The sequence below is a fragment of the Streptomyces sp. NPDC043878 genome, from assembly GCF_056435735.1.
The window spans coordinates 55,789-79,523 of the sequence record NZ_JBWKDW010000025.1 but is presented as its reverse complement, the minus strand read 5'-3'; the positions used below and the strand labels follow the sequence as shown (position 1 = coordinate 79,523).

At 73.5% G+C, this 23,735-nt stretch carries 24 protein-coding genes; 10 read left to right on the top strand and 14 right to left on the bottom strand.

Annotated features, from left to right (window positions below; all coding sequences use genetic code 11):
* Positions 1 to 5 precede the first annotated feature (5 nt).
* From pcaDC to AC07AZ_RS29600, 7 genes are read right to left on the bottom strand one after another with little or no spacing between them, the layout of a single operon-like run.
* Positions 6 to 1,172 carry a bifunctional 3-oxoadipate enol-lactonase/4-carboxymuconolactone decarboxylase PcaDC gene (gene pcaDC, locus AC07AZ_RS29630; protein WP_478853084.1) on the bottom strand — a complete coding sequence of 389 codons (1,167 nt, stop codon included), beginning with the start codon at positions 1,170 to 1,172 and terminating at the stop codon, positions 6 to 8.
* Positions 1,169 to 2,545 carry a 3-carboxy-cis,cis-muconate cycloisomerase gene (pcaB, locus tag AC07AZ_RS29625; protein ID WP_478853082.1) on the bottom strand — a complete coding sequence of 459 codons (1,377 nt, stop codon included), beginning with the start codon at positions 2,543 to 2,545 and terminating at the stop codon, positions 1,169 to 1,171. The genes pcaDC and pcaB overlap by 4 nt, the downstream gene beginning before the upstream one ends.
* Positions 2,542 to 3,147 (bottom strand): protocatechuate 3,4-dioxygenase subunit alpha, encoded by a 606-nt coding sequence (pcaG, locus tag AC07AZ_RS29620; RefSeq protein WP_478853080.1) that lies wholly within the window; start codon positions 3,145 to 3,147, stop codon positions 2,542 to 2,544. The genes pcaB and pcaG overlap by 4 nt, the downstream gene beginning before the upstream one ends.
* Positions 3,148 to 3,153: 6 nt before the next feature.
* Positions 3,154 to 3,927, bottom strand: coding sequence for a protocatechuate 3,4-dioxygenase subunit beta (gene pcaH / locus AC07AZ_RS29615; protein WP_478853078.1), 774 nt, complete (start codon positions 3,925 to 3,927; stop codon positions 3,154 to 3,156).
* A gap of 8 nt (positions 3,928 to 3,935) precedes the next feature.
* The gene (locus tag AC07AZ_RS29610) at positions 3,936 to 5,138 is read right to left on the bottom strand and encodes a thiolase family protein (protein WP_478853195.1); all 1,203 of its coding nucleotides are present in this window, start codon (positions 5,136 to 5,138) and stop codon (positions 3,936 to 3,938) included.
* Positions 5,139 to 5,143: 5 nt separating this feature from the next.
* Positions 5,144 to 5,788, bottom strand: a complete 645-nt coding sequence (locus tag AC07AZ_RS29605; protein WP_478853076.1) for a CoA transferase subunit B — start codon at positions 5,786 to 5,788, stop codon at positions 5,144 to 5,146.
* Positions 5,788 to 6,570 (bottom strand): CoA transferase subunit A, encoded by a 783-nt coding sequence (locus AC07AZ_RS29600; RefSeq protein WP_478853074.1) that lies wholly within the window; start codon positions 6,568 to 6,570, stop codon positions 5,788 to 5,790. Before AC07AZ_RS29600 ends, AC07AZ_RS29605 begins: the two co-directional genes overlap by 1 nt.
* Positions 6,571 to 6,806: 236 nt before the next feature.
* Between AC07AZ_RS29600 and AC07AZ_RS29595 the strand changes: the two genes are divergently transcribed.
* Positions 6,807 to 7,274 carry a MarR family winged helix-turn-helix transcriptional regulator gene (locus AC07AZ_RS29595; RefSeq protein WP_478853072.1) on the top strand — a complete coding sequence of 156 codons (468 nt, stop codon included), beginning with the start codon at positions 6,807 to 6,809 and terminating at the stop codon, positions 7,272 to 7,274.
* A gap of 600 nt (positions 7,275 to 7,874) precedes the next feature.
* Here AC07AZ_RS29595 and AC07AZ_RS29590 read toward each other — a convergent pair.
* A complete protein-coding gene (locus AC07AZ_RS29590; RefSeq protein ID WP_478853070.1) occupies positions 7,875 to 8,876 on the bottom strand; it encodes a DUF3048 domain-containing protein in 1,002 nt (333 codons plus the stop codon).
* A 193-nt stretch (positions 8,877 to 9,069) separates the two neighbouring features.
* On the opposite strand from AC07AZ_RS29590, the gene AC07AZ_RS29585 reads away from it, so the two are divergent.
* Positions 9,070 to 10,260, top strand: coding sequence for a zinc-dependent alcohol dehydrogenase (locus tag AC07AZ_RS29585; RefSeq protein WP_478853068.1), 1,191 nt, complete (start codon positions 9,070 to 9,072; stop codon positions 10,258 to 10,260).
* Position 10,261: 1 nt separating this feature from the next.
* Here AC07AZ_RS29585 and AC07AZ_RS29580 read toward each other — a convergent pair whose 3' ends face one another.
* Positions 10,262 to 11,332, bottom strand: a complete 1,071-nt coding sequence (locus AC07AZ_RS29580) for an ATP-dependent DNA ligase (RefSeq protein ID WP_478853066.1) — start codon at positions 11,330 to 11,332, stop codon at positions 10,262 to 10,264.
* 119 nt (positions 11,333 to 11,451) lie between these two features.
* Between AC07AZ_RS29580 and ligD the strand changes: the two genes are divergently transcribed.
* Positions 11,452 to 12,489, top strand: coding sequence for a non-homologous end-joining DNA ligase (gene ligD, locus AC07AZ_RS29575; protein ID WP_478853064.1), 1,038 nt, complete (start codon positions 11,452 to 11,454; stop codon positions 12,487 to 12,489).
* 303 nt (positions 12,490 to 12,792) lie between these two features.
* Positions 12,793 to 13,839: a LacI family DNA-binding transcriptional regulator gene (locus AC07AZ_RS29570; RefSeq protein WP_478853062.1), complete on the top strand. Its 1,047-nt coding sequence runs from the start codon at positions 12,793 to 12,795 to the stop codon at positions 13,837 to 13,839.
* Positions 13,840 to 13,879: 40 nt separating this feature from the next.
* On the opposite strand, the gene AC07AZ_RS29565 is transcribed toward AC07AZ_RS29570, so the two are convergent.
* On the bottom strand, positions 13,880 to 14,671 hold the full coding sequence (locus AC07AZ_RS29565) for a VOC family protein (protein WP_478853060.1): 792 nt from the start codon (positions 14,669 to 14,671) through the stop codon (positions 13,880 to 13,882).
* Positions 14,672 to 15,058: 387 nt separating this feature from the next.
* On the opposite strand from AC07AZ_RS29565, the gene AC07AZ_RS29560 reads away from it, so the two are divergent.
* Positions 15,059 to 15,304: a WhiB family transcriptional regulator gene (locus AC07AZ_RS29560; protein ID WP_478853058.1), complete on the top strand. Its 246-nt coding sequence runs from the start codon at positions 15,059 to 15,061 to the stop codon at positions 15,302 to 15,304.
* Positions 15,305 to 15,357: 53 nt separating this feature from the next.
* Here AC07AZ_RS29560 and AC07AZ_RS29555 read toward each other — a convergent pair whose 3' ends face one another.
* The 3 genes from AC07AZ_RS29555 to AC07AZ_RS29545 all read right to left on the bottom strand — a co-directional run bounded on the left by AC07AZ_RS29555 (position 15,358) and on the right by AC07AZ_RS29545 (position 19,070).
* On the bottom strand, positions 15,358 to 16,332 hold the full coding sequence (locus AC07AZ_RS29555) for an acyl-ACP desaturase (RefSeq protein WP_478853056.1): 975 nt from the start codon (positions 16,330 to 16,332) through the stop codon (positions 15,358 to 15,360).
* Between the two features lie 205 nt (positions 16,333 to 16,537).
* Positions 16,538 to 17,314, bottom strand: coding sequence for a dimethylargininase (gene ddaH / locus AC07AZ_RS29550; RefSeq protein WP_478853054.1), 777 nt, complete (start codon positions 17,312 to 17,314; stop codon positions 16,538 to 16,540).
* A gap of 142 nt (positions 17,315 to 17,456) precedes the next feature.
* A complete protein-coding gene (locus AC07AZ_RS29545; RefSeq protein WP_478853052.1) occupies positions 17,457 to 19,070 on the bottom strand; it encodes an ABC-F family ATP-binding cassette domain-containing protein in 1,614 nt (537 codons plus the stop codon).
* A gap of 312 nt (positions 19,071 to 19,382) precedes the next feature.
* On the opposite strand from AC07AZ_RS29545, the gene AC07AZ_RS29540 reads away from it, so the two are divergent.
* Positions 19,383 to 20,036 (top strand): GOLPH3/VPS74 family protein, encoded by a 654-nt coding sequence (locus AC07AZ_RS29540; RefSeq protein ID WP_478853050.1) that lies wholly within the window; start codon positions 19,383 to 19,385, stop codon positions 20,034 to 20,036.
* 57 nt (positions 20,037 to 20,093) lie between these two features.
* Here AC07AZ_RS29540 and ssgD read toward each other — a convergent pair whose 3' ends face one another.
* Entirely contained in the window at positions 20,094 to 20,510 is a 417-nt protein-coding gene (gene ssgD, locus AC07AZ_RS29535; protein WP_478853048.1) for a spore wall synthesis regulator SsgD, read from the bottom strand.
* A gap of 375 nt (positions 20,511 to 20,885) precedes the next feature.
* On the opposite strand from ssgD, the gene AC07AZ_RS29530 reads away from it, so the two are divergent.
* The 4 genes from AC07AZ_RS29530 to AC07AZ_RS29515 all read left to right on the top strand — a co-directional run bounded on the left by AC07AZ_RS29530 (position 20,886) and on the right by AC07AZ_RS29515 (position 23,642).
* A complete protein-coding gene (locus AC07AZ_RS29530) occupies positions 20,886 to 21,938 on the top strand; it encodes a WD40/YVTN/BNR-like repeat-containing protein (RefSeq protein WP_478853193.1) in 1,053 nt (350 codons plus the stop codon).
* 69 nt (positions 21,939 to 22,007) lie between these two features.
* On the top strand, positions 22,008 to 22,337 hold the full coding sequence (locus AC07AZ_RS29525; RefSeq protein ID WP_478853046.1) for a plasmid stabilization protein: 330 nt from the start codon (positions 22,008 to 22,010) through the stop codon (positions 22,335 to 22,337).
* A 141-nt stretch (positions 22,338 to 22,478) separates the two neighbouring features.
* Positions 22,479 to 23,171, top strand: a complete 693-nt coding sequence (locus AC07AZ_RS29520) for an endonuclease V (protein WP_478853044.1) — start codon at positions 22,479 to 22,481, stop codon at positions 23,169 to 23,171.
* An 81-nt stretch (positions 23,172 to 23,252) separates the two neighbouring features.
* A complete protein-coding gene (locus AC07AZ_RS29515; protein WP_478853042.1) occupies positions 23,253 to 23,642 on the top strand; it encodes a hypothetical protein in 390 nt (129 codons plus the stop codon).
* Positions 23,643 to 23,735: the final 93 nt, after the last annotated feature.

Genomic DNA, 23,735 nt, shown 5'->3' with positions numbered 1-23,735 from the left:
CGTGCTCAGCCCGCCGTGCCGCCTTCCTCCCCGTCCTCCCTCCCCGCGGCCTCCTTCTCCTCGTCCTCGGCGAGCACCCGTTGGGCCGTCGCGAACGCCGAGTTGGCCGCCGGAACCCCGCAGTACACGGCGGTCTGCAGCAGTACGGCACCGATCTCGTCGGGTGTGAGCCCGTTGCGCCGCGCCGCCCGCACATGCATGGCCAGCTCGTCGTAGTGGCCGTGCGCGACCAGCGCCGTGAGGGTGATCATGCTGCGCTCGCGGCGGCTGAGAGTGGGATCGGTCCAGATCTCGCCCCAGGCGTAGCGGGAGATGAAGTCCTGGAATCGGGCGGTGAACGGGGTCTGCCGGGACTGCGCCCGGTCCACGTGCGCGTCGCCGAGCACCTCGCGTCGTACCGCCATGCCCCGCGGTGCCTCGGTGCCGAAGTGGGCGCGCAGCGCGGCGAGTACGGCCTCGGGGCGCTGTGCCGGCGCCAGATGCGCGGCCCCCGGCAGCTCCACGAGCGTGGCGTCCGGCACCGCGTCCGCGATCTCCCGCAGATGCGACGGCGGTGTCGCCCGGTCCTCGCGGCCGGCGACCAGCAGCGTGGGGACGGTGATCTCCGCGAGCCGCTCGCGCAGGTCGAAGGCGGCCAGCGCGTCGCAGCAGGCGGCGTACGCGTCCGGGTCGGCGTCGCGCTGGTCCCGGACCAGCCGCGGCACGGTGAAGCCGGGGGTGAACCATCGGGCGTCGGCGCTCTCGGCGAGTTGCGCCAGCCCCTCCCGCCGTACCAGCGCGGCCCGTTCCCGCCACGGCTTCACGCCGTTGAAGTGGGCGGACGAGCAGATCACGGCCAGCGAGGACACCCGCTCCGGGTGGTGCAGGGCCAGCTCCAGCCCGACCGCCCCGCCCAGCGAGACCCCGGCGTACGCGAACCGTTCGATGCCCAGCGCGTCGGCGAGCGCGAGCACCAGCGCGGCCAGATCCGCGACGGTGGCGCCGGGACCGATCGCGCCGGCCGGTGAACCGCCGTGCCCGGGCAGGTCCCAGCGCACCACCCGGTGGGTCACGGACAGTTCCGGCGCCACCGCGTCCCACAGGGCGTACGAGGTGCCCAGCGAGGGGCCGAGGAGCAGCGGGGGAGCCGAAGTGGCGCCTTCCGCACGGTGGTTGAGGAGGGTGTCGGTCAACGTCGCTCCAGGGCGCGGTCGGTGAGCAGGCCGGCGCAGCCGGTGTAGCGGGTCGGGTCGGTCGGTCCGGCGAGGTCGACGTCCCGCAGCTCCGGTCGCTCGGCCAGTAGTTCGGCCAGCGGGCGGTCCTCGGTGTAGGCGCGCCGCGCGAGTTCGGTGAGCAGGGACTTCGCGCGGTCGCGGCCCAGCAGTGCGGCCAGTTCCGCGGACAGCCGTTCGGACACGATCAACCCGTGGGTGAGCGCCAGGTGTTCGCGCATGACGTCGGCACGGACCCGCAGGCCCTCGGCGAGTTCGGCGGCGTCCCGGGCCGCTCCGCCGGCCAGCCGCAGCAGGTCCCGCAGCGGCTCCCACTCGGCGTGCCACGCCCCGGCCGGCCGCTCGTCCTCCGCCACCAGCGCCGCGTAGAGGGTGGCGGCGAGCTGCGGCGCGCGCCGGGCCGCGGCGGCGACGAGGGTGGCCCGTACCGGGTTCGCCTTGTGCGGCATGGCCGACGAGCCGCCGCCGCTGCCCTCCGCGACCTCCGCGATCTCGGTGCGGGACAGGGTCAGCACGTCCGCCGCGATCTTGCCCAGGGCCCCCGCCGTGAACGCCAGACACCCCGCGAGGTCGGCGATGGGGGTGCGCAGGGTGTGCCAGGGCAGGTCGGCCGCCCGCAGGCCGAGTTCACGGGCGTAGGCAGGTGGCAGCAGGGCCGGTTCGGGGGCGCCGTACGCGCCGAAGGCCGCCAGCGTCCCGGCCGCGCCGCCCAGTTGGGCCGGCAGCGAGTGCCGTACGGCGCTCACCCGGTCCCGTGCGTCCAGCACCAGGGACCGCCAGCCGGCCGCCTTGAGCCCGAACGTCGTCGGTACGGCGTGCTGGGTGAGCGTCCGCCCCGGCAGGGCGCTGTCCCGGTGCTCGGCGGCCAGGCCGGCCAGCGCCCGTTCGGTGCGGCCGAGGTCGGCGAGGACGGGGGCCAGGGCGCGCCGGGCGACCAGCATCGTCGCCGTGTCCATGATGTCCTGGCTGGTCGCGCCCCGGTGCACGTACGGGCCGTACTCCTCGCCGACCGCCCGTGTCAGCTCGGCGACCAGGGGGATCACCGGGTTGCCGCCGGCGCGGGCCTGTCCGGCGAGGGACCGGGCGTCGAAGCGGTCCGGGTCGGCCGCCTCGGTCACCGCGGTCGCCGCCCCGGCCGGGGCCAGGCCCAGTCCGGCCTGGGCCCGGGTCAGGGCGGCCTCCGCGTCGAGCAGGGCCCGCAGATAGGCGGTGTCGCCGGTCGCGGCCGCCGCCGGGGAGCCGGTCCAGCCGGGGGCGAGCAGGCCGGTGCCGGAGTCGAGGTCGGTGTCGGTGCCGGGGTCGGCGGGACCGCGGGGGGCGGCAGAAGGTGTCACTGGAACTCCAGGAAGACCGTTTCGCCTTCGCCCTGAAGGCGGATGTCGAAACGGTACGTGCCGTGGCCCCCGTCCCCGGCGATCAGCGTGCCGCGCCGCTCCTCGTCCAGCCTCGACAGCAGCGGGTCCGCGGCCAGCGCCGCCTCGTCGCCCGGCAGGTAGATCCGGGTGAAGAGGTGCGTGAGCAGTCCGCGCGCGAAGACGCACAGGCTGAGGTGGGGCGCGCTGTGTCCGCGGGCGCCGGGCCGCAGTGTCCGGGCGTACCAGTGGCCGTTGGCATCGGTCTGGACGCGGCCCCAGCCGGTGAACTCCACGCCGTTGCGGCCGAGGTGGCCGCCGGTCGCCGGGTCGCGCCGGATCGAGCCGTCGGTCGTCGGCAGGCCGCCGTCCGGGTCGGGCCCCCACAGTTCCACGAAGGCGTCCGGCAGCGGCCGGCCCGCGCCGTCGAGGACGTAACCCTGCACGGTGATGGTGTCCGGGTGGCCGATGGGCGCGATGTCCCCGCCGCCGGGGAAGGGCAGCGCGTAGCCGTAGAAGGGGCCGACCGTGTGCGACGGGGTGGGCAGCACGTTCTCCGGGCTGCTCGTGTCGATCTTCGTCATGGCGGGTCAGCGTCCTTCTTCGAGCCAGGTGGCGGACGGGCCGTCGAGCACGATGTCCCAGTGGTAGCCCAGCGAGAACTCGGGCACGGACAGGCTGTGGTCGTAGGTGGCGACCAGGCGCCGGCGGGCCGCGTCGTCCGTCACGGACTGCAGGATGGGGTCGTGGGGAAAGAGCGGGTCGTTCGGGAAGTACATCTGGGTCACGAGCCGCTGGGTGAACGCCGAGCCGAACAGCGAGAAGTGGATGTGCGCCGGCCGCCAGGCGTTGACGTGGTTGCGCCACGGGTAGGGGCCCGGCTGCACGGTGGTGAAGCGGTAGAAGCCGTCGTCGTCGGTGAGCGTGCGGCCCACCCCGGTGAAGTGGGGATCCAGCGGGGCGTCGTGCTGTTCCCGCTGGTGGGCGTAGCGGCCGGCCGAGTTGGCCTGCCATATCTCGACCAGCTGCCCGCGCACCGGACGCCCGCCGCGGTCCAGGACGCGGCCGGAGACGGTGATGCGTTCGCCGATCGGCTCACCGGCGTGGTGCCGGGTGAGGTCGTTGTCGATCTCGGTGATGTCCCGCTCGCCGAAGGCGGGCGAGGCCAGCTCGACGAGCTCCGGGTCCTTGCCGACGTCGATGGCGACCGGCGGCTGCCGGGGATGGCGCAGCAGCGAGGAGCGGTAGGGCGCGTAGTCGCGGCGCGGGTGGTGCTCGACGGGCGCGCCCTCGGCGACCCGCCTCTCGTACGCGGCGTGCTCGGCCGCGATCTCCAGGTCGATGTCCCGCTGGGTGAGTTCCATGGGTGTTCCTACCGTTCGAGGACCAGGGCGAGGCCCTGGCCGACGCCGATGCAGAGGGCGGCGACACCGGTGCCGCCGCCCCTGCGGGCGAGCTGGTGGGCGACGGTGCCGGCGAGGCGGGCGCCGGACGCGCCGAGCGGATGACCGAGGGCGATGGCTCCGCCCTGCGGGTTGAGGATCGCCGGGTCGAACTCGGGCCACTCGGCCACACAGCCGAGGACCTGGGCGGCGAACGCCTCGTTGAGCTCCAGCACGGACAGGTCGCCGAATCCCCTGCCCGCCTTGGTGAGCGCGCGGTGGACGGCCTCGACCGGCGCGAGCCCGAAGTGGTGCGGTTCGATCGCGGAGACGCCGGTGGCGCCGATCCGGGCCAAAGGCGTGCGGCCGGTGGCCCTCAGGCCCGCCTCGTCGACGAGCAGCAGGGCGGCGGCGCCGTCGTTCAGCGGGGAGGCGTTCCCCGCGGTGACGGTCCCGCCCTCGGCGCGGAAGGACGGCTTGAGCCGGGCCATCGCCGCGAGCGAGGCGTCCGCGCGGACGGACTCGTCGGCGGTGAAGGCGACCGGTTCGCCCTTGCCCCGCGGAACGGGCACGGGGGCGAGTTCGACGTCGAAGAGGCCGGCCTCCTGGGCCGCGGCGGCCTTTCGGTGGCTGCCGAGAGCGAACTCGTCCTGCTGCTCGCGGCTGATCTTGTGCTTGTCGGCGATGAGTTCGGCCGACTCGCCCAGCGGGATCGTCCACCGCGGTTCCATCGCCGGGTTGACCATGCGCCAGCCCAGCGTGGTCGAGTACAGCTCGGCGTGTCCGGCCGGGAAGGGCCGCTCGCTCTTGGGCAGGACGTAGGGGGCGCGGGTCATGGACTCCACACCGCCCGCGACGGCGATCGAGGCGTCCCCGACGGCGATGGCACGGGCCGCCTGGATGACGGCCTCCAGCCCGGAGGCGCACAGCCGGTTGACGGTCACCCCCGGCACGGAGACCGGCAGACCGGCCAGCAGCCCGGCCATCCGGCCGACGTTCCGGTTCTCCTCGCCGGCGCCGTTCGCGTTGCCGAAGTAGACGTCCTCGATCCGGGACGGGTCCAGCTCCGGTGTACGAGCGAGGAGTTCACGGATCGCGTGGGCGGCGAGGTCGTCCGGGCGTACGCCCGCGAGGGCACCGTTGTAGCGGCCGACCGGGGTGCGGACGGCGTCCACGACGTACACGGTGTTCATGGCGTTCACAGCAGCTCCTCCGCGACACCCAGCTTGGCGCCGGTCCGGGCGGCGACGTCCTCGGCCGTGACGCCCGGCGCGGTCTCGACGAGGACCAGGCCCTCGTCCGTCACGTCGAGCACGCCCAGGTCGGTGATGATCCGGTTCACGCAGGCCCTGCCGGTGAGGGGCAGCGCGCACTCCTCAAGGATCTTGGGGCTGCCGTCCTTGGCGGTGTGGGTCATGACCACGATGACCGTGCGGGCACCGTGCACCAGGTCCATCGCCCCGCCGATACCGGTGATCATCTTCCCGGGGACGGCCCAGTTCGCCAGGTCACCCCCGGCCGACACCTGCATGGCGCCGAGCACGGCCACGTCGATGTGCCCGCCGCGGATCATCGAGAAGGACAGCGCCGAGTCGAAGAAGGACGCCCCCGGCAGGACCGTCACCGTCTCCTTGCCCGCGTTGATCAGATCGGGGTCGACCTGCTCCTCCGTCGGGTAGGGGCCGGTGCCCAGGATGCCGTTCTCCGACTCCAGGATCACCTCGACGCCCGGCGGGAGGTGGTTGGGGATCAGCGTCGGCAGTCCGATGCCCAGGTTGACGTACTGTCCGTCCTGGAGTTCACGGGCCGCGCGCGCGGCCATCTGCTCACGGGTCCAGGTCATCAGCCGCTCACCGCTTCCCCGGCCGCGGGCGCCGAGACCGTCCGCTGCTCGATCTTCTTGTCCGCCGCCTGCGCGGGTGTCAGGGCGAGCACCCGCTGCACGAAGATGCCCGGCAGGTGCACGGCGTCCGGATCGATCTCGCCGGGCTCCACCAGCTCCTCCACCTCCGCGATCGTGATCCGGCCGGCCATGGCCGCGAGCGGGTTGAAGTTGCGGGTGGACCTGTTGAAGACGAGGTTGCCGTGCCGGTCGCCCCTGGCGGCGCGCACCAGCGCGAAGTCGGTGCGGATGCCGCGTTCCAGTACGTACTCGCCGCCGTCGAACTCCCGTACCTCCTTCGGCGGCGAGGCCAGCGCGACCCCGCCGGAGCCGTCGTAGCGCCAGGGCAGCCCGCCGTCGGCGACCTGGGTGCCCACACCGGCGGGGGTGTAGAAGGCGGGGATGCCCGCCCCGCCGGCCCGCAACCGCTCGGCCAGCGTGCCCTGCGGGATCATCTCCACCTCCAGCTCCCCGGACAGGTACTGGCGGGCGAACTCCTTGTTCCCGCCGATGTAGGAGCCGGTCACCCGGGCGACCCGCCCGGCGGCGAGGAGGACGGCGAGCCCGGTCTCCATCGCGCCGCAGTTGTTGGAGACCACGGCGAGACCGGTGACCCCGCGCTCGTACAGCGCCTGGATCAGCACGTTCGGCACGCCGCTCAGCCCGAATCCGCCGACGGCGAGTGTCGCGCCGTCCGGCACGTCGGCCACCGCCTCCAGGGCGCCGGCCACGACCTTGTCCATCAGTGAAGCCCCATCCCGTCCGAGCGCCCGCTCCAGAATTAATCAGGGCACTGAGTATTTCGGTGACGTTCCCTCACGCTGCCATCGGACCGGAACGCCGTCAAGACCCCTGCGTCACGCGAGGTCAACGGCGCCGGACACCCCGAGACAGCGTCGCCCCCGGCAGGTATCCTTCAGTGCACCAACGAAAGTGTGACAGCACAGCGCGGAGACGCGGACGACTACCTGGAGCGCTCATGGCCGCCGTGGACCTCAGCACCCACCCCGGGCACCTGGCTCGGCGGCTGCAACAGGCGCACTACCTCCTGTGGAACGCCATGGTCTCCGAGGAGATCACCTCGCCGCAGTTCGCGGTCCTCAACGCGCTGGTCGCGGAACCGGGCCTCGACCAGCGCACCGTGGGGGAGCGGGTGGGGCTCGACCGGTCCACCATCGCCGAGGTGATCAGCAGGCTCGGCCGGCGCGGACTGCTCGACAAGGTCCGCGACCCGCAGGACGGCCGTCGCTTCCTGCTGCGCCTGACGGAGGAGGGCACCCGCACCCACCGCAAGCTGACCGTGCGCACGGCCCGGATGAACCAGGTCTTCCTCGCCCCCCTCTCCGGGGCGGAACAGACCCAGTTCCTCGACCTCATCCAACGCGTCTCGGACGCGGCCGAAGGACTCCGCAACCCGACGGAGCCTGTCACGGCCACGCGCCGGTGAGGCGACGCGCCCGTGCGGCGACGCGACCGTGTGCGCGACGGCGAGTGCGCGTGACGGCCTGCTGACCGTGGGCCCTTTGCGGGCCTTGCGCCTTGCGACCGTGGGCCCCTTGCGGGTGGGGTGACGGTGGCCGCGTGCGGGCTACGTGCCGGTGGGCCCTTGACGGCCTCGCGACCGTGGGCCTGTGCGGGCCTCGCGACCGTGGGCCCGTGCGGCTTGAGTGACGGTGGGCGCAAGCGGGTTACGTGACTGTGGGCGCGTGACGGCCACGGGTCTGTGGGCGCCGTGACCGCCCTGCGACCGTGAGGGCTCCGGCCGAGCGCCGGGCGCCGAGCGCGCTGCCTGGATCGTATGCGCCGGGCGCCGAGCGCGGTGCTGGATCGTTTGCGCCGGGCGCCGAGCGCGCTGCCTGGATCGTGTGCGCCGGGCGTCGAGCACGGTGCCAGGATCGTGTCCGCCGCGCGCGTGTCGGGACCGGGCGCGCCCGGCGGCGCGCGGCGGAAACGCCTCCGCGCGGTGCCCGGCGCTTCGGGGCCACGGGCGGCGTCGAGCCTTGGCGAACACCGAGGGGCGGTCCCTGAGCGCGCCATCCGGCCGGTGTCAGGGTGCCTTCGCGAACAGCACCCACACCTGGCCCGGCGCGAAGTTCAGCGGCGTGCCGTCCGGCGTGGTGAACTCCGTACCGTCGACGGCCCGCCGGCGCGACCAGTCGGCGTCGTAGGCCCGCCCGTCGCGCAGCACGGTCGCCTTCCCGGTGCCCACTGTCTGCGTGTACGGCGTGTTGTTGCCGAGGAAGTCGTGGAAGGCCGACCTGCGCACCTGCACGTACTGCACGACGACCGTCGCGGGCGCCACCGCCCTGCCGCCCGGGCTCACGGCGGGGGTGCCGTCCATGGACACCAGCCAGCGCCGGCGGTCGCCGGACCAGGTGAAGGTGAAACGGGCCGCGGGGTAGCGGACGGTGCGCGAGGCCTGCGGTGTGCCGCCCGCGGGTGCGGCCCCGTAGTGGAAGCCGGTCGTCAGCGCGTCGGCGCCCGGCGCCGAGGGGGCGAGCTGGGTGGGGCGCAGATACAGGTTGTGCGGCGCGGCCCTGCCGGAGCCGCGGTAGTAGGCGTCGCCGGCCGTCTCGGGCGGCACCGCCCGCAGGGACGCCTTGTCGATGAGCGGCAGCAGTTTGTGCTGTGCCCCGGAGAAGGCGAGCGTGGGCCGGTCGAACTGGCGCAGCAGCTCCAGGTCGGACTCCCGCGCGCTGCGCACCGGCCCCACCGCCTTCGGGAACCGGGTCGCGTAGACCGCCATGAGGCGGCTGAGGCCCCCCTCGACCTGCTCGGCGTACACCACGTCCGCGGCGTCGAGGCCGGTCTGCGGCCGGGCGGCGGGCGCGTTGTCGATCTTCACGGCGAGCACGGGACCGACCCGGGGGGTGGCGTTGGGGCTGGGGCTGGTGTCGGCGGGGCTCGGGGCCGGGGTCCGCAGCCGTCCCCGTCCGTCGTCGGACGTGCTGCCGTGTCCCGTGCAGCCCGCCGCCAGCGAGGCCGTCAGGGTGGCGGCCAGCAGTGCCACCGTCGTTGCGGCGCGCGGTCTGCGCGCCTCGCGTCTCATGCCCACCGTGGCCACCGCTTCTCGTGTCAGGGATGGTGTGCTTGTACGTTCATCGGTCGCTATACCCGTTCGTATCCGCTGGCGCGCGTCGACTGCGCCGATCGGCCCACCTCCGTGGTTCGGCGCCGGGCGCCCGGGTACTCGGGCGCCACCCCAGGACCGGACAGCCGACTCGGCAGAGGGAGTGCGCGTCATGAAGGCAGTGACCTGGCAGGGCAAGCGGGACGTGCGGGTGGAGAACGTGCCGGACCCGAGGATCGAGAAGCCGACGGACGCCGTCATCCGCGTCACCTCCAGCGGGTTGTGCGGGTCCGACCTGCACCTCTACGAGGTGCTCACGCCGTTCATGACGCCGGGCGACATCCTCGGGCACGAGCCCATCGGCATCGTCGAGGCGGTCGGGGCCGGCGTGCCCGACCTCTCGGTCGGCGACCGGGTCGTGGTGCCGTTCCAGATCGCCTGCGGCGACTGCTGGATGTGCCTGACCGGGCTGCCCACCCAGTGCGAGACCACCCAGGTCACCAGCGAGGGCATGGGAGCCGCCCTGTTCGGCTACACCCGGCTGTACGGCGCGGTGCCGGGCGCCCAGGCCGAGTATCTGCGGGTGCCGCAGGCGCAGTTCGGCCCCATCAAGATCCCGCACGGCCCGGCCGACGACCGCTTCGTCTACCTCTCCGACGTCCTGCCCACCGCCTGGCAGGCGGTCGCCTACGCGGACGTCCCGCAGGGCGGCAGCGTCGCCGTCCTCGGCCTCGGCCCGATCGGCGACATGGCCTGCCGGGTGGCCCAGGTGCGCGGCGCCGGCCGGGTGTTCGGCGTGGACCTGGTGAGCGAGCGGCTGCGCCGGGCCCGCGCCCGGGGCGTGGAGACCTTCGACCTCAGGAGCTTCGACAGCGAGAAGGAGCTGGTCCAGGCGATCCGCGACCAGACGGACGGACGCGGCCCGGACGCCGTGATCGACGCGGTCGGTACCGAGGCCCACGGCAGCGCCGCCGCCCGCATGGTGCAGAACGCCTCCGCCCTGCTGCCGAGGAAGCTGAGCGGCCCGTTCGCCGAGCGCTTCAGCGTCGACCGGCTCGCCGCCCTGCACACCGCCATCGAACTGGTCCGGCGCGGCGGCACCATCTCGCTCAGCGGGGTCTACGGCGGCATGGCCGACCCGCTGCCGATGCTCACGCTGTTCGACAAGCAGATCCAGATGCGGATGGGCCAGGCCAACGTCCGCCGCTGGAGCGACGAGATCGTCCCCTACCTCACCGACGAGGACCCGCTCGGCGTGGACGACTTCGCCACCCACCACCTGCCGCTCACCGACGCCCCGCACGCGTACGAGATGTTCCAGCGCAAGCAGGACGGCGCGGTCAAGGTGCTGATGCAGCCCTGAGTCACACCGGCGGGCCGAGGATCTCCGCCAGGTCATAGCTCACCGGTTCCTCCAGCTGCGCGTACGTGCAGCTCTCGGGTGTGCGGTCCGGGCGCCAGCGGCGGAACCGGGCCGTGTGCCGGAAGCGGGCTCCGTTCTCCATGTGGTCGTAGGCCACCTCGGCCACCCGCTCCGGGCGCAGCGGCACCCAGGACAGGTCCTTCTTGCCCGACCAGCGGCTCGGCGCGCCGGGCAGCCGGTCCGACTCGTGCGCCGCCGCCTCCGCCCAGGCCGCCCACGGGTGGCCCGCGACGTCCGTCATACGCAGCGGCTCCAGCTCCTCGACCAGCTCGGCGCGCCGCTGCATGGAGAAGGCGGCGGACACCCCGACGTGCTGGAGCCGCCCCTGCCCGTCGTGCAGCCCCAGCAGCAACGAGCCCACGACGGGCCCGCTCTTGTGCAGGCGGTAGCCCGCGACGACGACGTCCGCCGTACGCTCGTGCTTGATCTTGAACATGGCGCGTTCGTCCTGGCGGTAGGGCAGGTCCAGCGGTTTGGCGACCACACCGTCCAGGCCCGCCCCCTCGAACTGCTCGAACCACCGCCGCGCCACCTCGGCGTCGGTCGTCGCCGGCGCCACGTGCACAGGGGCCGTCGCCCCGGCCAGCGCCCCGGTCAGCAGCGCCCTGCGGTCGGCCAGCGGGAGGTCCAGCAGCGACTCGTCGGCGAGTGCCAGCAGGTCGAAGGCCACGAACGACGACGGTGTCCGCTCGGCAAGCGTCCGCACCCGGGAGTCCGCCGGATGGATGCGTTCGGTGAGCGCGTCGAAGTCCAGCCGTCCGTCCCGCGCGATCACGATCTCCCCGTCCAGCACGCACCGCTCGGGCAGCCGCTCCTTCAGCGCCGCGACCAGCTCGGGGAAGTACCTGGTCAACGGCTTGCCCGTCCGGCTGCCGAGCTCGACCTCGGACCCGTCCCGGAACACGATCGCCCGGAAGCCGTCCCACTTCGCCTCGTAGTGCATACCGGGCGGGATCTTCGCCACCGACTTGGCGAGCATGGGCTTCACGGGCGGCATCACCGGCAGATCCATGCTCCGATTCTGCGCCCATACGTCCCCTGCCGCCCGGTGTGCGAGTGACGCGAGGGACGAGGGAAATATGGCGGACAGGAGAAATGCGAAGGATGCGGGGTGCGCCTACCGTGGCTCGCATGGGCGAAGCGGTGGAACTGGAGGCGGGCGGCCGCAGCGTACGGCTGTCCAGCCCGGACAAGATCTTCTTCCCGGAGCGGGGCTTCACCAAGCTGGACCTCGCCCGCTACTACCAGGCCGTCGCCCCCGGCATCCTGCGCGCCCTGCGCGACCGGCCCACCACCCTGGAGCGCTACCCGGACGGCGTGAGCGGCGAGTCGTTCTTCCAGAAGCGGGCGCCGAAGAACATGCCCGAGTGGATCCCGACCGCCCACATCACCTTCCCCAGCGGCCGCAGCGCGGACGAGATGTGCCCCACCGAGGAGGCCGCCGTGCTGTGGGCCGCCCAGTACGGCACCCTCACCTTCCACCCCTGGCCGGTGCGCCGCGACGACGTCGACCGCCCGGACGAACTCCGCATCGACCTCGACCCGCAGCCCGGCACCGACTACGACGACGCGGCCCGCGCCGCCCACGAACTGCGCGCCGTCCTGGACGAGTTCGGCGGGCTGCGCGGGTGGCCCAAGACCTCGGGCGGGCGCGGGCTGCACGTCTTCGTGCCCATCGAGCCGCGCTGGACCTTCACCCAGGTGCGGCGGGCGGCGATCGCGGTCGGCCGCGAGATGGAACGCCGGATGCCCGACCGGGTGACCATCAAGTGGTGGAAGGAGGAGCGGGGGGAGCGCATCTTCCTGGACTACAACCAGACCGCGCGTGACCGCACCATCGCCTCCGCCTACTCCGTACGACCCCGTCCGCACGCCCCGGTCTCGGCGCCCCTGCGCTGGGAGGAGGTCGGCGAGGCCCACCCGCAGGACTTCGACCTCGCCACGATGCCCGCGCGGTTCGCCGAACTCGGCGACGTGCACGCCGACATGGACGAGCACGCGTTCTCCCTGGAACCCCTGCTGGACCTCGCGCGCCGCGACGAGCACGACCACGGCCTCGGCGACCTGCCCTACCCGCCGGAGTACCCGAAGATGCCGGGCGAGCCCAGCAGGGTCCAGCCCAGCCGGGCGAGGAAGACACCGGGCCGGGCGAAGAAGGAGACGCCGTAGCCGGCGGATCGCCGTCGGGCGGGACCGGGGCGTCGGTGGAACCGGACCGTCGTCGGACCGGCCGGTGGGCGATGTCGGGCCGCTGCCGGACCGGCCGGTGGGCGACGTCGGGCCGCTGCCGGACCGGAGCGTCGGCGGGCCGGACCGCGGGCAGGCCCGGACCGTGGGCGGAACCGCACGGCCGTAGGGCCGGATCGCCGTCAGGCGCGGCCGGACCTCGATCCCGAGCGCCGCCGAGAGCGCTCTCACCGTCCGCGCGGCCGCGGCTATCCTGATCCGCATCCGCCGACGAGGAGCCGCGAAGTGACCGAGACAGCGCAGCGCCCCACGCTGGAGGCCGTGGCCGCTCGGGCGGGTGTCTCCCGGGCCACCGTCTCCCGCGTGGTCAACGGCGGGGACGGGGTGCGCGAAACCCTCGTGGAGCGGGTCCGGCGGGCGGTGGAGGAACTCGGGTACGTCCCCAACCAGGCGGCCCGCAGTCTCGTCACGAAGCGGCACGACGCGATCGCCGTGGTCGTCGCCGAGCCGGAGACCCGGGTCTTCGCCGACCCCTTCTTCGCCCTCCAGCTCCGCGGGATCAGCAAGGAACTGACGGCGCACGACAACCAGCTCGTGCTGCTGCTGACGGAGGGACGTGACGACCACGCCCGTGTCGGCCGCTATCTCGCCGGCGGTCACGTCGACGGCGCCCTCGTCTTCTCGCTGCACCTCGACGATCCGCTGCCCGGACTGATCCAGCGCGCGGGCATCCCGACCGTGTTCGGCGGCCGGCCCGGCTGGAGCGACGGCCGCAGCGGCGTGCTGTACGTCGACAGCGACAACCGCGGCGGAGCCCGCGAGGCCGTACGCCATCTCGTCGGCCTGGGCCGCACCCGCGTCGCGCACATCACCGGCGCCCTCGACCAGACCTCCGCGGTGGACCGGCTCGACGGGTTCCGGGACGTCCTGACCGACGCCGACCCGCGGCTGATCGCCCAGGGTGACTTCACGCCGGCCGGCGGCGAGCGGGCGATGCGGGAACTCCTCGACCGCCGCCCCGACCTGGACGCGGTGTTCGCCGCCAACGACCTGACCGCGGCGGGCGCCCTGCGCGTCCTGCGCGAACACGGACGGCGGGTGCCCGAGGACGTCGCCGTGATCGGCTTCGACGACATGCTGCCCATCGCCGAACAGACCGACCCACCGCTCACGACGGTCCGCCAGGACATCGAGGAGATGGGCCGGCTGATGGCCCGCCTGCTGCTGCGCGGCCTGGAGCACCCCGCCACCGGTGAACGGCGCGAGGGCACTGCCGACGTGCCCTCCGCGGTGGTCACCCCGACGACGCTGGTACGACGCGCCTCCGCCTAGGTCTCCGTCAGGGCCGCCGACCGCTTGACGGGCGCCGCCGTCACGGCTGCCGCGGCGCGCTTCTGATCACGGCGAAACGGGCTCCGTAGGGGTCGGTGAGCTTCGCGATGCTGCCGACGCCTTCGAGGTCGGTGGCGGGCATCCGCACGCCGCCCCCCAGTTCCTGGGCGCGATCGGCCGCGGCGGCCGCGTCGGGGACCTCGAAGTACGGCAGCCAGGACGCTCCGGTCGCCGCCTCGGTCGGGTCGTCGGCCAGGCCGACGAAACCGCCGAACATGGCGTCCTCCCCGAGCCCGGCCGGGTTGACGGAGGTGTAGGTGCCGCCGGCGAAGGGGACGGCGCAGGTCTCCAGGCCGAGGGTCGCGTGGTAGAAGGCGGCGGCGGCCGCGATGTCCGGCGTGTACAACTCGACCCAGCACAGGGAGCCCGGGTCGCCCGTCACGTCGACGCCCTTGGTCAGGCCGGGCTGCCAGATCCCGAACGGCACGCCCGCCTGGTCGGCGAGGATCGCCATCCGGCCCCGGTCCATCACGTCCATGGGCGGCATGAGCACGCTGCCGTGCGCCTGCTCGGCGGCCTTGGCGGTGGCCTCCGCGTCCGCGCTCTGGAAGTAGAGGTTCCAGGAGGGCGGGCCCTGCTCGGCGGTGGTCTGCATGCCGCCCGCGACCGTCTTGCCGTCCAGCTGGAAGAAGCCGTAGCCGCCGGCCTCGGGTCCGGCCGACTGGAACCGCCAGCCGAAGAGACCGCCGTAGAAAGAGGTGGCGCCGTCGATGTCGGAGGTGCTGACGTCGATCCAGTTCGGTGCGCCGTTGACGAAACGGGTGGTGAGCATGTGCCCTCCTCGGATGGGTCCCGTTGTCTGCACAGCCGAGTCTGGCACCGCCCACTGACAATCGCTGCCGGAGTACGACGGGCGGCCGGGGGACGCCCAGGAGGGTACCGGTCACGGCCGCGACCGGAGCCGTCCGCTCCCCACCCCCGCGCGTCGCCGTGCGCTCACGGCACCGGCGACGGCATCATCGGGCCGACCGCCGACCGCCGACCGCCGACCGCCGACCGCCGACCGCCGACCGCCGACCGCCGACCGCCGACCGCCGACCGCCGACCGCCGACCGCCGACCCCCGACCCCCGACCCCCGACCGCCGACCGCCGACCCCCGACCGGGGCGTTGATCCGGCGTTGATCGAACGTTTTTCGCCGCACGGCACGCTCTCTGCCATGCACACCGACACCATCACCCCGGCCGACGGCGCCTGGCAGGGACAGGCCCTGTGCGCGCAGACCGGGGCGGACTTCTTCTTTCCCGAACCGGGCAGTTCCGTGCGTGAGGCGAAGCGCATCTGCGGCATGTGCGAGACGCGCCCCGCCTGTCTGGAGTACGCGCTGCGCAACGACGAGCGCTTCGGCGTCTGGGGCGGCCTCTCCGAGAAGGAGCGGCTGCACCTGAGGCGTACGACGCACTGACGTCCGGCCGGCCCCGGACCCCGGGGCCGGCCGGACGTGTCAGCCGGGTCGCGTCAGCCGGCCGCCCGCGCGGCCATCCGCGCCTTGCGCGCCGCCAGCTTCTCGTCGAACTTCGCTGCCTCGGAGTCCAGGCCGCCCATGTACAGGCCGAGCTCCTCCTGGGCCTTGAGCCCCTCCGGGCCGAGGCCACCGATCTCCATGACCTTCAGGAAGCGCAGCACGGGCTGGAGCACGTCGTCGTGGTGGATGCGCATGTTGTAGACCTCGCCGATGGCCATCTGCGCCGCGGCCCGCTCGAAGCCGGGCATGCCGTGGCCGGGCATGCGGAAATGCACGATGACGTCGCGCACGGCCTGCATGGTCAGGTCGGGGGCGAGGTCGAAGGCCGCCTTGAGCAGGTTGCGGTAGAACACCATGTGCAGGTTCTCGTCGGTCGCGATGCGCGCCAGCATGCGGTCACAGACCGGGTCGCCCGACTGGTGTCCGGTGTTGCGGTGCGAGACGCGGGTCGCCAGCTCCTGGAAGGCGACGTAGGCCACCGAGTGCAGCATCGAGTGGCGGTTGTCCGACTCGAAGCCCTCACTCATGTGGGCCATGCGGAACTGCTCCAGCTGGTCCGGGTCGACCGCGCGCGAGGCGAGCAGGTAGTCGCGCATCACGATGCCGTGCCGGCCCTCCTCGGCCGTCCAGCGGTGCACCCAGGTGCCCCAGGCGCCGTCGCGGCCGAAGAGCGAGGCGATCTCGTGGTGGTAGCTGGGGAGGTTGTCCTCGGTGAGCAGGTTCACCACGAGCGCGATCCGGCCGAGCTCGGTGACCTTGGACTGCTCCTTGTCCCAGGCCTCGCCGTCCTCGAAGATGCCGGGGAAGTTGCGGCCGTCGCTCCAGGGCACGTACTCGTGCGGCATCCAGTCCTTGGCCACCCCGAGGTGCCGGTTGAGTTCCTTCTCGACCACTTCCTCCAGGGCGTACAGCAGTCTGGCGTCGGTCCAGACGGAAGAATTGCCGAGGTGAGGGGAAGTGATCGTCACGGAAACTCCAGGGGGACGCGTACTCAATCAGGGCAAACCGGCTGCGATGCCGGAACCTACGGCATCGTAGGCTACGAATCCGTAGGTTACGAGACCGTAGGTTAAGCCCGCCGTAAAGATCGCTGATCAGGCGGGGTGCCGGGGATGGAGCCGGTTGGGCGAGGTTCGCAGGTCCCCGGGCGGAAAGGCTGGGTGCCCCTCACTGTCAAACGTACAGCTCCCGCAGCCGAACCGAGAGACATGTCACACACCCTTCGAGTTTCTCGAACTCGCTGATGTCGACCTGCACCGGCTCGTGGCCGAGGTCCGCGAGCAGCTCGGCGGTCTTCGGGGCGCTCGCGGCCATCAGGAGCTTGTCGCCGCCCAGCAGCACCACGTGGGCTCCGGACTCCTCCGGCACCGGCAGGAAGCGCGGGAACAGCGAGGGGGCGTCCAGCTGGGGGATACGGCCCAGGACCGTCCCGTCGGGCAGAGCAGTGACCGCCGACTTCAGGTGCAGCACCTTGCTCACCGGCACGGCGACGACCCGCGCCCCCAGCGGCTCGAAGACGGCACGCAGCTGCTGGACGCCGGCCGCGTTGGTGCGCCCGCCGCGGCCGACGTAGATCGTGTCGCCGATCTTCAGCACGTCGCCGCCGTCGAGCGTGCCCGGCTCCCAGATCCAGTTCACCGAGCAGCCCAGCCGGGCCACGGCCTCCTCGACCCCGGCCGTCTCCCCGCGCCGGGACTCGGCGCCGGGACGGGTGATCAGGGCGACGTTGCGGTACATGACCACGGTGTCCTCGACGAAGACCGCGTCGGGGCAGTCGTCGGCCGGGTCCACCTCGACCGTCTCCCAGCCGTGCGTGTTCAGCGCCTCGGCGTACGCCTCCCACTGCTCGGCCGCGAGCCCCACGTCGACCGTCTCGCGCTCCAGATGGGTGAGCAGCCCCTCGGCGAGTCGGGGACCGGGGCGGCGGATGAGGGCCTTCTTGCTGGGCACGAGGGGGACTCCGTATCGGCGGGACGGTGACGGCGCCCCGTGACGGGCGCCGGTCCGCCATCATGCAGGGCCGGTGGGCGGGGGCAAAACCCCGGCCGCCCGGCTGTGGCCCGGTCGACACACTCCGGCGCGGCCGGCGGCCTCACCCGATGTCCTCCGGCGCGATGTCCCGCAGCTTCCCGTCGAGCAGCAGCCAGCGTGTGATGCCGAGCGACTCCAGGAACGGCAGGTCGTGGCTCGCCACGATCAGCGCCCCCTCGTACGACTCCAGGGCCCCGGTCAGCTGCCGCACGCTCGCCATGTCGAGGTTGTTGGTCGGCTCGTCCAGCATCAGCAGCTGCGGCGCGGGCTCGGCCAGCATCAGCGCGGCGAGGGCGGCCCGGAAGCGTTCACCGCCGGACAGGGTCGCCGCCCGCCGGTCGGCGCGGGCGCCCCGGAACAGGAAGCGGGCGAGCCGGGCCCGGATCCGGTTGTCGGTGGCGCCCGGCGCGAACCGGGCCACGTTCTCGGCGACGGTCAGTTCGCCGTCGAGGACGTCCAGCCGCTGGGGCAGGAAACGCAGCGGGACGTGCGCGCGCACCTCGCCGGCCACCGGCCGCAGCTCCCCTGCGATCGTGCGCAGCAGCGTCGTCTTGCCGGCTCCGTTGCGTCCGATCAGCGCGACGCGTTCCGGACCGCGCAGGTCGAGGCCGCCGTCGACGCGGGCGCCGTACGCGAGCCGCAGATCCTGGAGGGTGAGGACGGTCCGGCCCGGCGGTACGGCGGTGTACGGCAGGTCGACGCGGATCTCGTCGTCGTCCCGGACGGCCTCCACCGCCTCGTCGAGCCGTTCCCTGGCTCCGCTGAGCCGCTCCTCGTGCAGCAGGCGGTGCTTGCCCGCGGACTCCTGCGCGGCGCGTCTGCGGGCGCCCATGACGATCTTCGGCTCGCGCTTCTGCTCGAACATCTTCTGGCCGTAGCGCTTGCGGCGGGCCAACTTCACCTGGGCGTCGACCAGTTCGCGTTTCTGGCGGCGGACGTCGGCCTCGGCGGAGCGCACCATCCGTTCGGCGGCCTCCTGTTCGGTGGCGAGTGCCTCCTCGTACGCCGAGAAGTTGCCGCCGTACCAGGTGATGCGGCCTGCCCGCAGATCGGCGATCTGGTCGACCAGGTCGAGGAGTTCGCGGTCGTGACTGACCACGACCAGTACGCCCGGCCAGGACGCGACGGCCGCGTACAGCCGTCTGCGCGCGTACAGGTCGAGGTTGTTGGTGGGCTCGTCGAGCAGCAGGACGTCCGGCCGGCGCAGCAGCAGCGCGGCCAGCCGCAGCAGCACCGACTCGCCGCCCGACAACTCGCCGACGGTGCGGTCCAGTTCGATGTGCCCGAGCCCGAGTTCGCCGAGGGTGGCGAGCGCGCGCTCCTCCACGTCCCAGTCGTCGCCGACGGTCTCGAAGTGCTCCTCGGCCACGTCGCCCGCCTCGATGGCGTGCAGCGCGGCCCGCCGGTCGGCGATGCCGAGCGCCTCGTCGACCCGCAGCGCGGTGTCGAGCGTGACGTTCTGCGGGAGGTGGCCCACCTCGCCGGTCACGCGGACCGTGCCGGCGGCCGGGGCGAGTTCCCCGGCGATCAGCTTCAACAGAGTGGACTTCCCCGAGCCGTTGACGCCGACGAGGCCGGTCCTGCCGGGGCCGAAGGCGAGGTCGAGGCCGTCGAGGACGCCGGTGCCGTCCGGCCAGGCGAAGGAGAGGGAGGTACAGGTGATGGAGGCGGACATACGGGTCTCCGTGGTTGCTCGGTGCGGTCAGGGGCAGACGCGTATCGAGACACCGGGAGGCGACGACGGGGCACCGGGCGGAGGGAGAACCCTGAAAGGGAGAACGGGTCCTGCTCGCGGGGGGACGGCTCGAACGCCGAGGTCGCACGCTGCGCACACACCTCACGTGTGTGACACGGTGTCTCACAACCTCAGACGAGCAACGTCCTTCTCCGATCGACGGCAACAGAACCGTCGTCCACCGTATGAACGGCTCCGGCGGCTGTCAACGCGTTAACTTCGGCCCCGACCGCACCTCGCGAAGGAGATCCCGTGTCCGACGGCTCGCTCTCGCTACCGGCCCGGCTGTGCCTGCTGGCCTGGGACACCATGGGGAGGGAGGTCTCCGGCGCCACCCGTATGCCCCAGCTGGTCCGGGCCGGCGCCCTCACCGAACTCGCCCAGCGCGGTCTGCTCACCGACGAGGACGGCATCGCCACGCCCGCCGACCTGGACTCCGAGACCGGGGACCCGGTCCTCGACGGGCTGCTCGAACTGGTTCGGGAGTCCCGGCCGCACCGCTGGCGGACCTGGGTGACGCTGCGGGCACGGATCACCGTGGAGGCCGTACGCGAGCAGCTGACCGCCGACGGTTATCTGCGCGCGGAGAAGCGGCGGGTGCTCGGGGTCTTCCCGACGGTGGAGTACGTCCTGGAGCGCGAGGCGGCCGTGGACGCGCTGCGTACCGCGGCGCGGGAGGTCCTGCTGGGGCCGGTGCCGGTCGCGGAGGTCTCCGAGCGGGACGCGGCCGTGGTGGCGCTGGCGGCCGCGGCGGAGCCGCGCGTCCTGCTGCCGGGCAGGGACCGCGTCGTGCCCGAGGAGCGCGTGGAGGCGCTGGCCGGTCGCTGCGGGGCGGCGGTGCCGGTGCTGCGGACGGTCGTCAGGGAAGCGCGTACGGCGATGGCGGCGGCGTCCGTGGCCGAATGAGGCCGCCGGCCGCCGGAAACCCCGCTGTGCGGCGGCGACGGACCGGGGAGGGCCCGGTCAGCAGGCGTCCCGCATGAGCTGTGCCAGGTCGTGGTCCAGGTCGAGCTGGAGGTACTCCAGGCCGACCGGTACGAGTTCGCCGGTGGCCTCCAGGAACCGGCGCAGCTCGCCCGTCATGACGTGCACGACGGCGGTGCCCTCGGGGGCGTGGAACTCCATGACCGTGCGGTCGTAGCCGTAGGGCCGCACCCGGACGTCGCCGTGGCCCTGGGGCTCGTGGACACCGGCCGCCAGCAGCTCGCGGCTGAAGGTCCAGCAGACCTCCACACCCTCCAGCGTGGCCGGGGCGGGGAAGGTCATACGGACCGCGTAGGGGTCGCGCCGGTCGTAGTGCAGCACGGCGGGAATGGTCGACATCCTCGGCGCGGCGGCGACGAGACGGGCCTCAACGGGCTGCTCGATGACGATGGACAACGCCTTGCTCCCTTGCGACGGACGGACGGACTGCCGGTGGACGAGGCCGGGCACTCGATGAGACGTCGGAATCGGCCAATCCGTGCACACGAGTGCCGAGTGACGTCCGTCACCACCTTCCCTCACGCCGGTGACGCGGCGAGGGCGTCTGGACGGCGCCGGGGTGGTGGGCTAGCTTCGCCCGCCATGAGGCGCTTGGGGAACACGCGACGAACGGCACCGGCGGTACAGGCGATACGGACGGCACCGGCGATACAGGGAGCACAGACGGCACCGGCGATACGGACGATGCGAGCGGTGCGGAAGGTACCCGCGGGGCAGAGGGTGCCGGCGAAACGCACGACGGCACGTCTGCGGCGTACGGCGGCCGGCGTGCTGTGCGCGGCGGCGCTGGCCGCCGTGACGGCCGTACCCGCGCAGGCGCAGGCGCAGGCGCACCCGCCCCGGCATCCGGCGCCGCACTGGGAACTCAAGGACAGCGGTACCCCGGACGTGCGGTTCAGGGGCCTGTCGGCCGTCAGCCGGAACACCGCCTGGGTGGCGGGAACCCAGGGCACCGTCCTGCGCACCACCGACGGCGGGGCGAACTGGCGGAACGTCTCCCCGCCGGGCGCCGCCGACCTCCAGTTCCGGGACATCGAGGCGTTCGACGCGCGGCGGGCCGTGGTCCTGGCCATCGGGGAGGGCGAGGCGTCCCGCGTCTACCGCACCGACGACGGCGGGGCGACCTGGACCGAGTCCTTCCGCAACACCGACGCCGACGCCTTCTACGACTGCCTCACCTTCTTCGACCACCGCCACGGTCTCGCGATGAGCGACCCGGTGGACGGCGCCTTCCGCATCCTGTCCACCAGCGACGGCGGCCGCTCCTGGAAGGTCCTGCCGAACGGGGGCATGCCGGCCGCGCAGGACGGCGAGGCCGCTTTCGCGGCCAGTGGCCAGTGCCTGGTCGCCTCCGGGCCCCGGGACGTGTGGCTGGCCACCGGCGGGGCCGCCCGCGCGCGCGTACTGCACTCCGCCGACCGCGGACTGACCTGGACGGCCGCCGACGCGCCGATCCCGGCCGGCGACCCGGCCCGCGGTGTCTTCGCCCTCGCCTTCCGCGACCGTCACCACGGGCTCGCGGTCGGCGGCGACTACCGCGCCGACCAGCCGTCACCGCGGGCGGCGGCCGTGACCGGCGACGGCGGCGGCACCTGGCGCGCCGCCGCCACGCCCCCGCCCGCCTACCGCTCGGGCGTCGCCTGGCTCCCGCGCTCCCGCACGGCCGCGCTCGCGGTCGGCCCCACCGGCACCGACCTGACGACCGACGGCGGCCGTACCTGGCGCACGGTCGACACGGGCTCCTACGACACGGTGGACTGCGCGTCCGACAAGGGGTGCTGGGCGGCGGGCGAGAAGGGCCGGGTGGCCCGGCTGGAGAGCTGATCCCGCGACGACGTGGGGGAGTCGCGCGAGGGGGGTACCCGTGCACCGGACCGGAAGGAGTGAACGGACATGCCACGTGGTTCGAGCCCCAAGCGGGAACGCCAGTACGAGCACATCAAGGACAGCGCCGAGGACCGGGGCGAGAGCACCGAACGTGCCGAGGAGATCGCGGCCCGCACGGTGAACAAGGAACGCGCCCGGTCCGGTGAGTCGAAGACCGCGAGCCGCACCTCGACCGAGGACAGCAAGTCGGCCGGTCAGCGGGGCGGCGAACGGTCCGGAAAGGGCTCCCGGGGCCCCACCCGCGACCAGCTGTACGAAGAGGCCAGGCGCCGCGACATCGACGGCCGCTCGGGCATGAACAAGAGCGAGCTGCAGCGCGCGCTGGACAAGGGCTGACCCCGCCTCGCGCGCTGGAGGGGGCTGACCCGCCTCGCCCGCTGGACGGGGGCTGACCCGCCCCGTCCGCCGGGCCGTGACCGCGCGGGCCCGTCCCCGGACGCCGCCGTGCGTCCGGGGACCCGTACGCTCGGCCCCACCATGACGACGACCGTACGCACCCCGGCGGACTGGCCCGCGAGCGGGGAAGAGGCCCGAGCCGTCCAGGACGAGCTGCGGCGGCGGGTGGTGCTCGACGAGCCGGGCCCGCCGCCCGGGACGGGACACGTGACGGGTGTCGACGTCGCCTACGACGACGAGCTCGACGTGGTCGCCGCCGCGGCGGTCGTCCTGGACGCGGAGACCCTCGACGTCGTCGCCGAGGCCACCGCCGTCGGCGGGGTCTCCTTCCCGTACGTCCCCGGACTGCTCGCCTTCCGCGAGATCCCCGCGGTCCTCGCCGCCCTCCGGGCCCTGCCGTGTCCCCCCGGCCTGGTGGTCTGCGACGGCTACGGTCTGGCCCACCCGCGCCGCTTCGGCCTCGCGAGCCACCTCGGCGTCCTCACCGGGCTGCCCACCATCGGCGTCGCCAAGAACCCCTTCACGTTCACCTACGACGATCCGGCCCCCGGCCGCGGCGCGTCCTCGCCGCTGCTGGCGGGCGACGAGGAGGTCGGCCGCGCGCTGCGCACCCGCGCGTCCGTGAAGCCGGTCTTCGTCTCCGTCGGCCACCGCGTCAGCCTGTCCACCGCCTGCGCCCACACCCTCGCCCTCACCCCCGAGTTCCGCCTTCCGGAGACGACCCGCAGGGCGGACTCCCTGTGCCGACGTGCACTGCGGGAGACGACCCGGTAGCCGGAAGAACCGCTCCGGCGGGCGGCGGCGGACCGTACCGAGAGCTGGGGGCGCACCCTGTTCGAGGCGCGGCGCGACCCCGTGACCTGGGCCGGCCGCGTGCTGGAGGCGGCGGCGGGGGAGCCGGGGAGCCGGCCACCGGAGATCGTGGCCGCGCTGGACCTGGCGCGCGACCGCGACCGGTGGAGCCGGGGCAGGGAGGTGTTCGACCTGGTACGCGCGGCCGGGGCGGCGGACGGCGGCCAGGTGCCGGAGGAGCGGCGACTGCTGCTGCGCCTGGCGGAACTGGTCGGGAAACTCGCGCACAACAGGGCGGGACCGCCCCCGTTCTTCGACCATCACGCGGGCTGGTCCATCGGCCCGCTCGCCGTGCGCCTGGCCGCCGTGGCGCGCGATCCGGCCGCCCGGGACCGGATCGCCGGCGCACTGGGGGACGACCTGCCGCCGGACGCGCCGGCCGGCCCGCTTTGACGACGACGCGGCGCGGCGCGGCACCGGACCCCGCGAGCCCGGCCTGATCCGAACGAGAGGCCCCGGGTCCGACGGGCGGGCCGAGTACGGGAA

What these genes read in the sequence shown, in the direction of transcription:
- AC07AZ_RS29590 (WP_478853070.1), bottom strand. Translation starts at nt 8,876, where the DNA reads ATGAGACGCGAGGCGCGCAGACCGCGCGCCGCAACGACGGTGGCACTG.
- AC07AZ_RS29595 (WP_478853072.1), top strand. Translation starts at nt 6,807, where the DNA reads ATGGCCGCCGTGGACCTCAGCACCCACCCCGGGCACCTGGCTCGGCGG.
- pcaH (WP_478853078.1), bottom strand. Translation starts at nt 3,927, where the DNA reads ATGGAACTCACCCAGCGGGACATCGACCTGGAGATCGCGGCCGAGCAC.
- pcaG (WP_478853080.1), bottom strand. Translation starts at nt 3,147, where the DNA reads ATGACGAAGATCGACACGAGCAGCCCGGAGAACGTGCTGCCCACCCCG.
- AC07AZ_RS29600 (WP_478853074.1), bottom strand. Translation starts at nt 6,570, where the DNA reads ATGGACAAGGTCGTGGCCGGCGCCCTGGAGGCGGTGGCCGACGTGCCG.
- AC07AZ_RS29585 (WP_478853068.1), top strand. Translation starts at nt 9,070, where the DNA reads ATGAAGGCAGTGACCTGGCAGGGCAAGCGGGACGTGCGGGTGGAGAAC.
- AC07AZ_RS29605 (WP_478853076.1), bottom strand. Translation starts at nt 5,788, where the DNA reads ATGACCTGGACCCGTGAGCAGATGGCCGCGCGCGCGGCCCGTGAACTC.
- AC07AZ_RS29520 (WP_478853044.1), top strand. Translation starts at nt 22,479, where the DNA reads ATGACGACGACCGTACGCACCCCGGCGGACTGGCCCGCGAGCGGGGAA.
- ligD (WP_478853064.1), top strand. Translation starts at nt 11,452, where the DNA reads ATGGGCGAAGCGGTGGAACTGGAGGCGGGCGGCCGCAGCGTACGGCTG.
- AC07AZ_RS29545 (WP_478853052.1), bottom strand. Translation starts at nt 19,070, where the DNA reads ATGTCCGCCTCCATCACCTGTACCTCCCTCTCCTTCGCCTGGCCGGAC.
- AC07AZ_RS29565 (WP_478853060.1), bottom strand. Translation starts at nt 14,671, where the DNA reads ATGCTCACCACCCGTTTCGTCAACGGCGCACCGAACTGGATCGACGTC.
- AC07AZ_RS29525 (WP_478853046.1), top strand. Translation starts at nt 22,008, where the DNA reads ATGCCACGTGGTTCGAGCCCCAAGCGGGAACGCCAGTACGAGCACATC.
- AC07AZ_RS29580 (WP_478853066.1), bottom strand. Translation starts at nt 11,332, where the DNA reads ATGGATCTGCCGGTGATGCCGCCCGTGAAGCCCATGCTCGCCAAGTCG.
- AC07AZ_RS29560 (WP_478853058.1), top strand. Translation starts at nt 15,059, where the DNA reads ATGCACACCGACACCATCACCCCGGCCGACGGCGCCTGGCAGGGACAG.
- AC07AZ_RS29610 (WP_478853195.1), bottom strand. Translation starts at nt 5,138, where the DNA reads ATGAACACCGTGTACGTCGTGGACGCCGTCCGCACCCCGGTCGGCCGC.